The organism is Pseudomonas sp. BSw22131, from assembly GCF_026810445.1.
In the GTDB taxonomy this organism is placed as follows: Bacteria; Pseudomonadota; Gammaproteobacteria; order Pseudomonadales; family Pseudomonadaceae; genus Aquipseudomonas; species Aquipseudomonas huanghezhanensis.
On record NZ_CP113949.1, the window covers coordinates 1,751,314 to 1,764,210 of the forward strand.

Consider the following 12,897-nt stretch of genomic DNA (forward strand, 5'->3'; position numbering starts at 1 on the left):
AAAACATTGTCCACAAAGCGAATCGTCTTCCTTCAAGGCCCAGGTCATTGCCGAATGCGCGCAGGCTGACACTGCAAACTGCCTTTATTGCGGTCAAGGGGGATTACAGCCTAAAACGGTGCATAGCACTGACACGCTATCTCGATGACGGTGCTGTGCCCATCGATAATAACGGGTGCGACAATCAAACAGTACTTCCACTTCATACCAGCCATTCTCGACTTCAATCGTCGGCCTGTTTGATTGCTGATAACGCTAGAGCAACTCTTCGACATTGTGCGCAGTGAACGTCTGCAGAATGACATTGATTCGTTAGCTGTCTATTGAGGCACTCGAGATATTGAGGGCCTCCAGCACTGAGCTGTCGCCTGATGCGAGATTGGCTGCGTAGTTGTCGGGATACTGCGCTTTTTCTATCGGTGGAAGTTCATTGTAGTGAGCCAGTATCATGAACAGTGTTTGAGTGCTCTTTCCGGTCTCGTTGTACTCATCGACATAGCGCTGGCATATCGCTTTTTTCCAGACCTGCTCCTGATCGTACTTTTCCAAATAAGCAGCTTTTCGTTCGTTCAGAGTGTAGGTGCCAGCTTCGTCATACATGATCAAGGTTAGCTTTTCTGGAGATACACCTGAAAACGGGTTCGTCCCTGATCCATTGGTGAGCTGGGTGGCCCGTCTGGCTCTTTCAAGAAGTTCGGGATCTTCAGTGTCAGGTATTTCTGCATCATGCACGGCTTTGTTGCGGTAATAGCTATCGCCAGTCAACTTCTCGATGACGTCCTTCGCCAGTGAGGCGAGCTGTTTCGAATCAAGGCGGTTATCGCGGGCCTCAGCGCGCGTGGCGCTATCGCTCAATTGCAGAGCAAACGTTGATAACGTCGCGCTATCAACGTTCGTCGTTGCAGATGACAGCTCCTTGGCATCAGCACTCACAGGGGCGACGGAGGCAGTCTTGGCAACTGTTTTGATCGTATTGCTGGCCAGAAAGCTGGAAATGGAATTGCTGTCAATCATGTTTGCGTCCTCGCAACGTAAGCCACGTCCATGGCAACTTATGTGGAGAAATATCGGCGCGAAACGGAAAAACTTAAGGTTTTGCTGGCCCGGCAATAGCTCAACGGCCGCTAACGCTTCAGCCTTTCGCTTCTGATCTGGTTTTCGAATGGGTTGTTGCCTGTGGGCACAAGATCACGCTGGGTCAACCTCCAGCCACGCAGTGCTTTCGCCAATGGCGCTGCTTTTTCTTGTCGTATTCGCCAAGCGTGCGGCGGCGATCATGAGCCTGATCCAGTCGGCTAAGCTCAATGGGCATGATCCGTATGCTTATCTCAAAGATGTGCTGACGCGCCCGCCGACGTAGCGGGCGAGTGAGATCGACCAGTTGCTCCCGCCTATATGGAAGCCGGTTTAATCACACAAGACGTGATGCTTGGATGCATGCCTAGAGGCGGCTTTTTCGATTGATCAGCACGCCGCCGTGAAAATCTCTTGTTTTTTGTGAGGCCCGGTGTTGGCGGAATACTCGGTGCAGACGAGCCCTTGGCTGAACGCTACATCCCTGACCAGCTGCCGGTTGGACAGGCTGTTGCAGGAGTCTGCCAGGTAGGCTTGCAGCTGTACCCATTTAGCTTCTTCGATCTCGGCGGTGTCCAGTACGTTGATACGCTGCGTCAAGGCCGTCATTCGGCAGATAAAGTGAATGTTCGATTTGCCAAATTGGTAGGGGTGTTTGGTGGTAAACGCCACGATGGATTCGCACTTCGATTCGATCCCAGTCTCCTCCAGCACCTCGCGCTCGATCGAATCCTGAATTCGCTCAGCGGCGTCTACATGGCCCCCCGGTAGCTTGAACCCGGTGGTACCTCGCTCCTTTATGACGAGGAGTTCCCCTGCGTCGTTAATGACGATGGCGCCCGCCCCTACGGTATGGGTGGGTATGAATGGGACGAATGCCTGCTCGAATGGGCGGCGCACCAGGGTCAGCTGATCGGTCAGACAGCTATGGAAGGAGAAGCCGGCGGCGGTGAAGACCGGAATGCCTTGAGCGTTGCTGATCGGCAGTGTGACCCAGGCCAGAGCCAGGCGCTCGTGCTCGATGAGGGCGACTAACGCGTCGACGGCGCCACGCAACGCTTGCGGGTCGTCGGGCAGCGAAGCGGCGTCGACAATGACGCCGTTGAATCTGTCCCGTTTGAATTCCACGGTTCACCTTTGGATTGGTCGATCTGCCGAAATTGTAGTGATGTGGGCACTGCTTTGCGAATGATGGATGCCAAATGGACGCACCTCACCTTAGGGTATTACCGAGCTTCCATTACTGCTGTGTAACCGTCTGGGCAGTACACCTTACTGATGCCATCGCTGACTGCGATGGTGGGCACCTAAATTTGAATGCAAAGGATGTCTTTGTTCGCAGAGAGGCTAGATGACTTCGCCGGACAGATACCGTGGGGTTGACAACCACTGCAGCAGACCATTTGCGATCTCGCCTTAGCTGGAGTAACCGCAACCGCACAGAACTCAGGATGTTTACGCTGTTAGCAGTCTGGGGTTGGGGGGCAACGGAACAGAAAGTGCACTGAAGCCCGGAGCCAGCCCCCCAACCTTGGCTCCAAGTTTATTTTTCTACACCATCCTACGTTCCGGCGCCGCAGCAAAAGGCCCTCCTTTGCGAGAGCTTCGTGCGTTCTGGCTTAAACATTGAAGCGTTGCACTAGCTGACTCAGGTTGGCGGCCAGGCGCGACAGTTCGTGGCTGGAGGCGCTGGTCTGCCGGGCGCCATTGGCCGATTGCACCGACAGGTCGCGAATGTTCACCAGGTTGCGGTCCACTTCGCGGGCCACCTGGGCCTGCTCTTCGGCGGCGCTGGCAATGACCAGGTTGCGCTCGTACATTTCGCTGATGCCGCTGGTGATCTGCTCCAAAGTCGTACCGGCGCTGCGCGCCAGGTCGCGAGTGGTTTGGGCCCGCAAGCTGCTGGCCTGCATGGAGGTCAACGCTGCGCTGGAGCCGCTGCGCATACTGCCAACCATCTGCTCGATTTCCTGGGTGGAATTCTGGGTGCGATGGGCCAGGGCCCGGACTTCATCGGCCACCACAGCAAAGCCACGGCCGGATTCTCCTGCCCGTGCGGCCTCGATGGCCGCGTTCAGGGCCAGCAGGTTGGTCTGCTCGGCAATCGCCCGAATCACGTCCAGCACCTTGCCGATCTCATGGGACTGCTCGGCCAGGCGCTGCACCAGCAAAGAGGTGCCTTCCACTTCGCCGGAAAGGTCACTGATAGCAGCAATGGTCTCCGAAACCCGCGCTTGACCCAACTGCGCCGATTGGTTGGAGGCCTTGGACGCCTCGGAGGTAGACACCGCGTTGCGTGCCACTTCGTCCACCGCTGCGCTCATTTCATTGACCGCCGTGGCCGCTTGTTCAATTTCGTCGTTCTGCTGTTGCAGACCACGGCCGGCCTCTTCGGTCACCGCGTTGAGCTCCTCGGCAGCAGTGGCCAATTGCGTGGACGAACCGGAAATCTCCGCCAGGGTTTCACGCAAGCGCTGTTGCATCTGTGCCAAGGCCACCTGCAGCTGGCTGACTTCGTCGCGGCCTTGTACATCTATGGGTTTGGTCAGGTCACCTTCGGCCACATGTTGCGCGGCCTGCACCGCGGCCTTTAGCGGGCCGACGATGCTGCGGGTGAGCATCCAGGCAAGCAATACGGTAATCAGCGCCGCCAGGGCAATCACCAGCATCACCACATTCTTGGAGTCGGCGTACTGCGCTGCCGACGCTTTGCCTTCACTTTCGATGCCCTTGCCGTAAATATCGCCCAGCTCGGACAACTGCGCGCCGGTGCCGTCGACGATCGGCTTCATGTCGACCAGCAGCAGCTTGTTCAGCGCCTCGCGATTACCGCTTCGGGCCAGCGAGAACGAGTCACTCATGCTGCGCTGGTAGGCGGCGAAGTCGGTTTTGAAACGGGCGTACAGGCGCTGTTCATCGGGGGTGTCGATAAACGCCTCGTAATCGGTGATGTTCTGGGTTAGCACCTTGTTGCGCGCCTCGTACTGGCTCACGTAGGTGTCGATGTTCTTCGGGTCCGGGTCTAACGCGACCCGCAGGGAAATGGTGCGGATGCGCAGCATGTTTTCGCGGATCGCATCGACGATGCGGATGCTCGGCACCAAGTCGGTTTCGATGGCGGTGGCGCGGTCGCGGATGCTCGACATCTTGCCCAGCGAAAAGATACCCAGAAACGCTACCATCAGCGCAATCAGAGCAAACCCCAAAGCCGCTCTGGGAGCGATGTTCCAGTTGCGTAGTAGCATGATGACCCCGTTGTGATCGGCAGATGTTCTAGTTGTAAGACAACTGTATCGGCCGGGGATGGCGAGGCTTTAAGGGGGGGATTTGGCCAGGAAGGTCTTTGTAGGGATCTAATGACACTAAACTGGGTCCGCAAGAGCCAGTTCGCGTTCGATGGCGCCGATGAGCTGAAGTTGGCAGCCGCATGCGCACTGGGTATTTTCGGGTTCGTGACGGATCACGGTGCGCGGAAACTGTGGCGGCAACGGTGCATGCTTGGGCTGTTGACACGGTTTGGCCGGCAGGACTGGCGTGTTTACCGCTTTCAGCTCTGCTTCAATAGCCGCGATGTCGGTGTCTATCAGGCCTTCAAGAAGACTGCCCGTTTGCGCCCGGCCAAGTCATCTACCCAGCCCCGCAAAGCCAAGACATGGTGTGCACTTAAAAATTTAAGTGGGCACCAGTTCTAGCCTTTTAAGCGGGTATTTCATGCAGCCACAACGCCGTTCCTATTCAAGTCCTTCAAAGCCCAGGTCATTCAAGAGTATGCCCAGCCCGGTGTTTCGATTGGCAGCATCGCACTCAGCCATAACCTCAACGCAAACCTCGTCCACAAATGGATTCGCCTGCACGCGCAGAAAAGCACAGCACTGCAACCTGCATTTATTCTGTTACCCGTATCGCTGGCCGGGGCACGCTCGCACGCATCATCAAATATCAGGGTTGAGATGCAGCACCCGCGCGGCACCGTCACGTCATAGTGAACTGACCCAGTGAAAGTGCTGCTGCCTGCGCAACCTTTCTTCGAGACCTTCTGCGATGATTCGCATCGACTCCATCTGGCTCGCCACTGAGCCGATGGACATGCGCGCGGGTACCGAAGCGGCGTTAGCCAAGGTGATCGCGGTGTTCGGTGCGGCGCAGCCGCAATGTGCTGATCTGTTCGCTAGACGCAGCGAGCAGATGAATCCTGAGCAGGCCAGTTTGCTCGATGATCTGATCGATACCGATATCGCGGCGATTGAAGCAGAGCTTCAAGCCTTGCAAACAGTGCTGGCTCCGACCGAGAAAAAGCAAAAGCCCAAACGCACTGCTTTGCCGGCAGAGTTTCCACGCACACTGATCCATCACGAACCGGACAATACTTACTGCCCATGCGGCCGCGCCCTCAAGCTCATCGGCGAGGACGTCAGCGAGAAACTGGACTACACGCCCGGCGTGTTTACCGTCGAACGCCATGTGCGTGGCAAATGGGCCTGGCGATTCCCCGCTCAACCTTGGCTCAATGGGGTGGCGTGACTGGGGTTCAGTTGCAGCCGCTGGTGGATGCGCTGCGCGAAGTGGTACTCGGGCAGCAGGTTATTCATGCCGATGAAACACCCGTGCACATGCTCATGCCGGGAACAAAGAAAACTCACCGTTTCCTATGTTTGGGCCTACGCCACCAGCCAGTTCTGCGAAACAGCAGCTGTTGTTTATGACTTTAGCCCTGGCCGCGCCGGCGAGGATGCTCGCAACTTCCTGCAAGACTGGAGGGGCCAGCAGGTCTGTGACGATTTTGCCGGTTACAAATCCAGCTTCGAACTTGGCGTGACCGAGATTGGGTGCATGGCTCATGCACGGCGCGAATTCCTTGAGCTGCACGCTACGAATAAAAGCATGCTTGCCGAGCAAGCCCTGCGCTACCTCGATGACGGGGCCTTACCCATAGACAATAACCGGGCGGAGAGCCAGATCCGGCCTTGGGCTCTTGGGCGCACGAACTGGCTCTGCGCTGGATCTCTGCGCAGCGGCAAACGGGCGGCGGCAATCATGAGCCTGATGCAGGCTGCGCGAATGAATGGTCATGATCCGTATGCCTATCTGAAGGACATTCTCACGCGACTGCCGACGCAGCGGGCGAGTGACAGTGACGAGTTGCTGCCGCACATGTGGAAACCAGTTTCGCTACGCAAAATTGTTCTCGCTGCCGAGTGAGCAGTTGAGTCCGTAACGTATTCAGCCTTCGACTTGATGCTCTGAATTGACAAGGGTCACATTCAGATACATGTTTTTTTCCTTTCAAAACTCGCGTTCATTGACTACTTTCATTTTGGCGACGAGCGGCGCTTCAGGTCTGTTCAGAAGCGTCGAGAGAGATAAAACGACGAGAGATTTCCCTATGGTACTGCGCAAGCTCAATCTCGCTCCACGCTCGGCTCTGTGCTTCGGGTTCTTTTGCCTAATGATTATTGCGTTGGGGATCATCGCCCTTAAGCAGATGGCAAGTTTGAACGCTTCTGAAAAATTCGTAGAAACCAACGTAGTGCCTAGCATATCTTTACTGGGAACGATTGACAGGGAGTTTATAAGTATTAGAGGCAGCAACGCGCGGTTGCGTAATCCTGTCGAGCCAGAAAATCGTAAAACTCAAGCACTTGAGGACGTAAGGAAAGCCCGCGCAAGCATCCAAGAAACACTTTCGACGCTTGAGCCGCACATAGTCACTGCGATGGGAAAACAGGTTTTTGGTGAGTTGTCCCAAAGCTATGCCACTTATCAAAAAATACAGGATCAATACCTGTCATTTATTTCTTCGGGCAGTCTTGATGACGCTGTGAAATTATCTAACGAAGCGATGAAGCAATCGGCAGACGCTGTTGAGCGTGACATAAAAAAACTTATTGAACTGAACACTAAAAAAGCTAAAGAAGCAGGCGAGGACGCTACTCTCATCTACGACCAGGCCAAAATTGTTGTTGGCGCCTTTATCTTGGTCGGCACATTGGCTGCAATTACTCTCGCTCTGATGTATACCCGCAGCGTGACTAGCCCGGTTAGCCAGTCACTGGCCATCGCTGAGCGTATTGCCAAAAACGATCTCAGCGAGGTCATTGAGGTGCAAGGAAGCGACGAAGTTGCCAGGCTCATGGAGGCTTTGAAAGCCATGCAGCAAGGTCTGCGAGGTACGCTTTCTTTGATATCAGATTCGTCTAACCAGCTAGCATCGACTTCTGAAGAAATGCATGTCGTCACTGAGGATGCTAATAAAGGCATGCTTCGTCAGAATAACGAGGTCGAGATGGCCGCTACTGCCGTCACCGAGATGAGCGCAGCCGTAGAAGAAGTGGCCAGAAATGCCTCAGCAGCCTCCGAAGCGGCCACTCGATCCAACTCCGCCGCATTGGCAGGTCGTGCACGCGTAGATGAAACCGTTCAGGCCATCAGCTTAATGGTCGCAACTGTTGAAGACGCTTCTCAGGAAGTACAAGGGCTCGCCGTGATGGCGACCGACATCAGCAAGGTTCTGGATGTGATACGGGCTATCGCCGAGCAGACCAATCTTCTTGCGTTGAATGCTGCAATCGAAGCCGCTCGTGCCGGTGAGGCAGGTCGAGGCTTCGCGGTGGTGGCGGATGAAGTAAGGGCTTTGGCTCATCGTACGCAGCAGTCAACCAGTGAGATTGAACAGATGATCAGCTCGATTCAGAAAGGCACTGGAGCGGCTGTTTCGGCAATGACTCACACCAACGCCCAAGCTCAGAGAACTCTTGACACCGCTCAAGGCGCCGGTACCGCTTTGGTGGAAATCACCGAATCCATTGACAATATCACTGAGCGCAATGTCTTGATCGCAACGGCGTCTGAAGAGCAGGCCCAAGTTGCCAGGGAGGTGGATCGCAGCCTTGTCAGCATACGAGACCTATCAAATCAAGCTTCAGAGGGGTCTAGCCAGACCGCTCTTGCAACGTCTGAACTGACCAAGCTCGCGGTCGAATTGAATCGGCTGGTGAAGCAGTTTCATATGTAGGGGTGCCAGTGCGCGTGCGAGAGAAATGTGCTCAGTTGACGGTACCAGGCTGCGAAACTAGAGCATGCGTCCACGCATCACTCTGTGCGTGATTAAACCGGCTGCCATTTATGTAGCCGTAACTGATCGATTTCCCTCGCCCGCTGCTTCCTGCCTCGACGGCGTAAATCCGGCGCTGGATCAGCGACCTCGCTTTCGATTTCGTACCGTAACTGGATATAGCGCAATGCTTGCTCGGCGAGCGTGCTCTTGCTGGTGATATGGAGTTCGAAGGGCTTGCGTCGCGCATGGACAACCTGGGCTTTGCAGGATTTTGAGTAGAGCCACATATTTGCGAGCTTAGGCTCTAATAACGGTAGGACTATGCCGATAAAGTGATGGGCAACGCTTGCACGGTACGATTTTAAATCCGACTCTCTGGGTTAAAGGATAACAAGTATGACGATCAAACTACGCTTGTTTCTGTTCATTGCGACCGGACTGGTCACCGCATTGGTTATGAGCCTATCCAGTTATCTGGGAAATACCCGGACGGGCAGCGCCATTCAGGAGAATGAGATCAGCATGACGGTGCTGCGCAATCACATGGAAGCCGACATGATGCACGATGCGCTGCGCGCCGATGTGTTGTCGGCGATGTTGGTGGGGCTGGGTAAAAGCATCACTACCAGGGCCGAGGTCAGCACTTCGCTGAAGGAGCATGCCGAGCACTTCCGCCAGGTGCTAGGGGACAATCTCAAGCTGCCTCTGGACGATACCCTCAGGATGAGCCTGGATAAGATCCGCCCCAGCCTTGAAACCTACATAGGTGCCGGTGAACGCATCGTCGCGTTGGCCCTGGACAATCCCGACGCCGCTCGCGGGGAACTGGAGAGCTTCAACAAGGCGTTCACCCTTCTTGAAGATCAAATGAAGAGCCTGAGTGAGCTGATCGAAAACAAAACCCAACAAACCAGTATGGAAACTCGGGATGCTATCAGCACCGCCAACTTCACCTTAGGCACGGTGCTGATCGTCAGTGTCTTGCTACTCCTGGCCCAAGGCCGCTGGGTAATGTTGAGCATTATGGGGCCGCTACAGGTCGCCAGCCGCATTGCCGCCAGCATCGCCCGTGGCAACTTGAGCGAGCCAATCGTTGAAACCAGTCGCAAAGACGAAGCCAGTTCATTGATTCGCAACCTTGCCATTATGCAGCGGGACTTACGCAGCATGATCGAAGTGGTGCGCAGCAATGCCCAAGGCGTCAATGTCATGAGCGAGCAACTGAGCCATGGTTGCCATGAGGTGGCCAGCAGCAGCCAGCAACAAAGCGCCGCCGCCAGCACCATGGCCGCAGCAGCGATTGAAATGACCGCCAGTATTGAGGAAATCACCCGGCATGCCAGTCGTGCGCTGGATATGGCCAATCAGGCTGAAGCCTTGGCCAAGAACGGCGGCCGAGTGATTCACCAGGTGGTCAGTGACATGGATGGCATTGCTCGTTCGGCAAAGCAATCTGCCCAAGTCATCCGCACGCTCGACAAAGATTCCGAGGCGATCTTCAGCATTATTCAGGTGATCAAGGGGATCGCCGACCAAACAAACCTGTTGGCTCTGAATGCCGCGATTGAAGCCGCTCGTGCCGGCGAGCAGGGTCGTGGTTTTGCGGTGGTCGCGGATGAAGTGCGCAGCCTGGCTGGACGCACCAGCGCCTCGACTCAAGAGATCGCCAGCATGGTCGGGCGCATCCAGCAAAGCACCCGGGAAGCGGTCACCAGTATGGAAGAGGGTGTTGCTCAAGTGGACAAAGGCATGGTTGTAACCGCCGATGTCGAGCGGGCCATTCGCGATATTCTTCAGGCCACTCTGAACACCACTGAGTTGGTCAACGATATCTCCCGCACCATCAGTGAGCAGAGCCTTGCCAGCAACGAAATCGCCCATCAAGTGGAGATGATTGCCGGTACGTCGGAGGCTAATAGCAAAGTGATCGGAAAGACGGCTTCGACGACGGACGAGCTGTCCACGTTGGCGGGGATGTTATCGCAGTCTGTGGATCGCTTCCGACTTTGACTTCATTTGCTCAAAGCTTCATGTCCGCCTCCGGTGTTGGCGAGCATGGCGCTGGGCGATGAGACGGCATCTGCGCAAAGGAACACAGCGTAGATCACTTGGCCGGACGGTTACGTAAAAAAGCACTGCGGGTGGCTTTCGCAGCTTAACTTCCGGCTCTATCAGTTCGTGTATTTTGTTTTAGTGGCCCCTGACGTCGCGAGCAGGTGGAGCGCCAAACATCCGCGCATATTCACGGGTAAATTGCGACAGGCTTTCATAGCCAACCGCCAAGGCGACGCTGGCAACATGACCAGGTTCGGCGAAGAGCCTGCGACGGGCTTCATAGAGCCTGAGATGCTTTTGGTACTGGAGCGGAGACATGCCCGTGCTTGCCTTGAAGCTCCGATGGAAAGACGATGGGCTCATGTTGGCCAGATTGGCCAGATGTGCCACGCGCAAAGCGGTGGAGTAGTTTGCCTTGATCCAGTCTAAGGCCTTCCTTATTCGTGAAAACCGACTGTCGATGCTGGCCACTTGTCGCAGGACCGCACCTTGCGGGCCGCGCAACAAACGAAAGAGGATCTCCCGCTCCAGCAATGGAGCCATGACCGCAACCTCATCTGGCCGCTCCATCAGGCGCAGCATGCGGAACCAGGCGTCGATTAGGTCTTCGCTGGCCTGACTGACGCAGAAGCTTCGCTCTTCTGGCGTTTCATCAAGCCCTTGCGCATCGCGTAGCAGGTCAGCCACCACCGAACGGTCAAAGGTCAAGCGTACCGCGAGGTAGGGAGCGCTGGCGCTTGCCTGGACGATCTCCCCGATTACAGGGACATCAATGGAGGCGATGAAGGTATGTCCGGCGGTATAGCGCAGGACTTGGCTCCCAATGACGAGCCGCTTTTCACCCTGCAGGATTAGGCTAACGATGGGCTGGTAGATCTCTGGGGCAAGCTGGGTAGGCGCGCAGACCTTCAGGATGTCAACACGCGGCATGCCAGTCAGTGTCAGCACGCCGGTAGCGCGCTGCTCAACAAACGATTTAATGACCCTGATGACGTCGCGCATAGCGTGGTATTTGCCAGATCCCAATGACTGATCAAAGCACGTTAGCACGAATGGGCAAATGACTGATTTGATCGCGCAAGCATCGCTCGCGGATGCGCCGTAAGATTCTGCCCATGCGCATTGACTCGCCCGCATCAGCCAAATCGAGGGAGATACTTGATGGACATTAAAAATGCAGTGGTCATTGTGACCGGGGCTTCATCCGGAATTGGAGAAGCCACTGCGCGCGCGGCCTCCCGTGCCGGCGCGCGGGTGGTGTTGCTCGCCCGTCGACAGGATCGCATCGACGCCTTGGCACAAGAACTGGTCGATGCCTTGGCAGTGGTGTGCGATGTCACCCGGCCCGAGCAGGTGCAACACGCCATCGATACCATCATCTCGAAGTTTGGACGCATCGATGCATTGATCAACAATGCTGGACAGGGACTGCATGCCACCATCCAAGACATCAAACTCGAGGATTTCAAAGAGCTGCTCAATCTCAACAGTGTGGCGCCACTTGCCATGATGCAGGCCGTCATCCCCTATATGCTCAAGCAAGGACGCGGAAGCATCGTCAACGTCAGCTCGGGCGCGACGCTTGCCACCTACCCAGGTTCGGCCGCGTATACCAGCTCAAAGGCTGCGCTCAACATGCTCTCGAGCGTGGCACGCTTAGAGCTGGCGGAAGCGGGTATCGCTGTTTCCGTTATGCACCCCTCTATCACCACCACCGAGTTCTACGGCTCGGTGAAGTCGGGCCTGACGTCTGCCAAGGCACAGGAAGCCGAAACCGTTTCGTTCGCACACCCGCCAGAATGGGTGGCGGAAACGATCCTGGGGCTGATCAAAAGCGGCGCTGCACAAGCCGATCTGGTCCCAAAGGAATATGGTGGCAGTTACGAAGGTTGAACATCTTTCGGACAACGGGAATGGCTGCCCGCCAAACGCCAAAGTTATGTTCCAGCAGCCCTGTGCGACACCCAATCCGGGCCGATTCCTGAAGTCCGGACTCGGAGCTTGCGAGCGGCGACTTATCAAGAGGGTATCGCCAGCGTTCCGTAAACATCTCAAACGCCATCAGCACCGCCGTATGCTTGCACGCGTGCCTAGAAGTTATAAGGCTCGAGCTCGGAGAGCTGAGAGAGCAGTATCAGATGCTCTACAGCTTTTACTTTTTCAACCTGATCCAGAGTGGGCTCTCCTCCAAGCATCAGCGCCGGAACAAAGCCATACATTTCATCGTGGCGTAGCGTCCCCAGCTTTCTTCTCGTCGGGTTGAACAAGTCTTCTACATCGTTGGAGTCCACGTTTCTGGATACGATAAAACCTTGAAGCTCTCTGTCCATTTCCTCGCTCGTAATTTCAAAGTCATGGATAACGCATCGAGAAAAGACGCTAGTGATCTTCAGCGAAAATCCCGTTTTCTCGCCCCACAGGTACAGGTCGCCAAACGCACCACGTGCAATAAGGTGGTAGGTGTCCCGCTCCTCAAGTTTCGTCCCTTCAATCCAGGAAGCCACGACTCCTTCATATTCCTGCGGATTCACTAACCAAAAAATGCCATTGCCATATCCGCACCAGCCATGCTCAGCCCAATACTCCAACAGCTGATTGGGCAATTTGCCTCTGTAGCGCTCGAGGCTTGATGCCGGAACCTCCTCCCGGTCAACAGGGCTACCAAACTTTTCTAGAAACCTGGCAAATACTTTGTCCATGTACGCCTCCTTTTT

At 55.6% G+C, this 12,897-nt stretch carries 9 protein-coding genes and 5 pseudogenes; 7 read left to right on the forward strand and 7 right to left on the reverse strand.

Annotation, left to right across the window (positions count from 1 at the left end; genetic code table 11):
- Window positions 1–312 precede the first annotated feature (312 nt).
- Window positions 313–1,014, reverse strand: coding sequence for a hypothetical protein (locus OYW20_RS07790; protein WP_268800123.1), 702 nt, complete (start codon window positions 1,012–1,014; stop codon window positions 313–315).
- A gap of 244 nt (window positions 1,015–1,258) precedes the next feature.
- On the opposite strand from OYW20_RS07790, the pseudogene OYW20_RS07795 reads away from it, so the two are divergent.
- Window positions 1,259–1,360, forward strand: a pseudogene (locus tag OYW20_RS07795) (transposase domain-containing protein); the annotation flags it as partial.
- Window positions 1,361–1,464: 104 nt separating this feature from the next.
- Here OYW20_RS07795 and OYW20_RS07800 read toward each other — a convergent pair.
- From OYW20_RS07800 to OYW20_RS07810, 3 genes and pseudogenes are all read right to left on the reverse strand, one after another.
- Window positions 1,465–2,202: an NUDIX hydrolase gene (locus tag OYW20_RS07800; protein ID WP_268800124.1), complete on the reverse strand. Its 738-nt coding sequence runs from the start codon at window positions 2,200–2,202 to the stop codon at window positions 1,465–1,467.
- Window positions 2,203–2,693: 491 nt separating this feature from the next.
- Window positions 2,694–4,319, reverse strand: a complete 1,626-nt coding sequence (locus OYW20_RS07805; RefSeq protein WP_268800125.1) for a methyl-accepting chemotaxis protein — start codon at window positions 4,317–4,319, stop codon at window positions 2,694–2,696.
- A 156-nt stretch (window positions 4,320–4,475) separates the two neighbouring features.
- Window positions 4,476–4,679, reverse strand: a pseudogene (locus OYW20_RS07810) (IS66 family transposase); the annotation flags it as partial.
- Between the two features lie 192 nt (window positions 4,680–4,871).
- Here OYW20_RS07810 and OYW20_RS26130 point away from each other — a divergent pair.
- From OYW20_RS26130 to OYW20_RS07820, 3 genes and pseudogenes are all read left to right on the forward strand, one after another.
- Entirely contained in the window at window positions 4,872–5,057 is a 186-nt protein-coding gene (locus OYW20_RS26130; protein ID WP_408005501.1) for a hypothetical protein, read from the forward strand.
- Between the two features lie 181 nt (window positions 5,058–5,238).
- Window positions 5,239–6,273: pseudogene (locus OYW20_RS07815) on the forward strand (IS66 family transposase); the annotation flags it as partial.
- A 184-nt stretch (window positions 6,274–6,457) separates the two neighbouring features.
- Window positions 6,458–8,086, forward strand: coding sequence for a methyl-accepting chemotaxis protein (locus OYW20_RS07820; protein WP_268800126.1), 1,629 nt, complete (start codon window positions 6,458–6,460; stop codon window positions 8,084–8,086).
- Window positions 8,087–8,202: 116 nt separating this feature from the next.
- Here the strand turns inward: OYW20_RS07820 and OYW20_RS07825 are convergent.
- Window positions 8,203–8,382, reverse strand: a pseudogene (locus tag OYW20_RS07825) (IS66 family transposase); the annotation flags it as partial.
- A 769-nt stretch (window positions 8,383–9,151) separates the two neighbouring features.
- Between OYW20_RS07825 and OYW20_RS26135 the strand changes: the two are divergent.
- Window positions 9,152–9,232 (forward strand): annotated as a pseudogene (locus OYW20_RS26135) (hypothetical protein); the annotation flags it as partial.
- A gap of 201 nt (window positions 9,233–9,433) precedes the next feature.
- The gene (locus OYW20_RS26140) at window positions 9,434–10,138 is read left to right on the forward strand and encodes a methyl-accepting chemotaxis protein (protein WP_408005502.1); all 705 of its coding nucleotides are present in this window, start codon (window positions 9,434–9,436) and stop codon (window positions 10,136–10,138) included.
- Window positions 10,139–10,318: 180 nt separating this feature from the next.
- Here OYW20_RS26140 and OYW20_RS07835 read toward each other — a convergent pair whose 3' ends face one another.
- Window positions 10,319–11,185, reverse strand: coding sequence for an AraC family transcriptional regulator (locus tag OYW20_RS07835; RefSeq protein ID WP_268800128.1), 867 nt, complete (start codon window positions 11,183–11,185; stop codon window positions 10,319–10,321).
- A gap of 159 nt (window positions 11,186–11,344) precedes the next feature.
- Here OYW20_RS07835 and OYW20_RS07840 point away from each other — a divergent pair, with 159 nt between their 5' ends.
- Window positions 11,345–12,076 carry an SDR family oxidoreductase gene (locus tag OYW20_RS07840; protein WP_268800129.1) on the forward strand — a complete coding sequence of 244 codons (732 nt, stop codon included), beginning with the start codon at window positions 11,345–11,347 and terminating at the stop codon, window positions 12,074–12,076.
- A gap of 197 nt (window positions 12,077–12,273) precedes the next feature.
- Here OYW20_RS07840 and OYW20_RS07845 read toward each other — a convergent pair whose 3' ends face one another.
- Window positions 12,274–12,882: a GAD-like domain-containing protein gene (locus OYW20_RS07845; protein WP_268800130.1), complete on the reverse strand. Its 609-nt coding sequence runs from the start codon at window positions 12,880–12,882 to the stop codon at window positions 12,274–12,276.
- Window positions 12,883–12,897 lie beyond the last annotated feature (15 nt).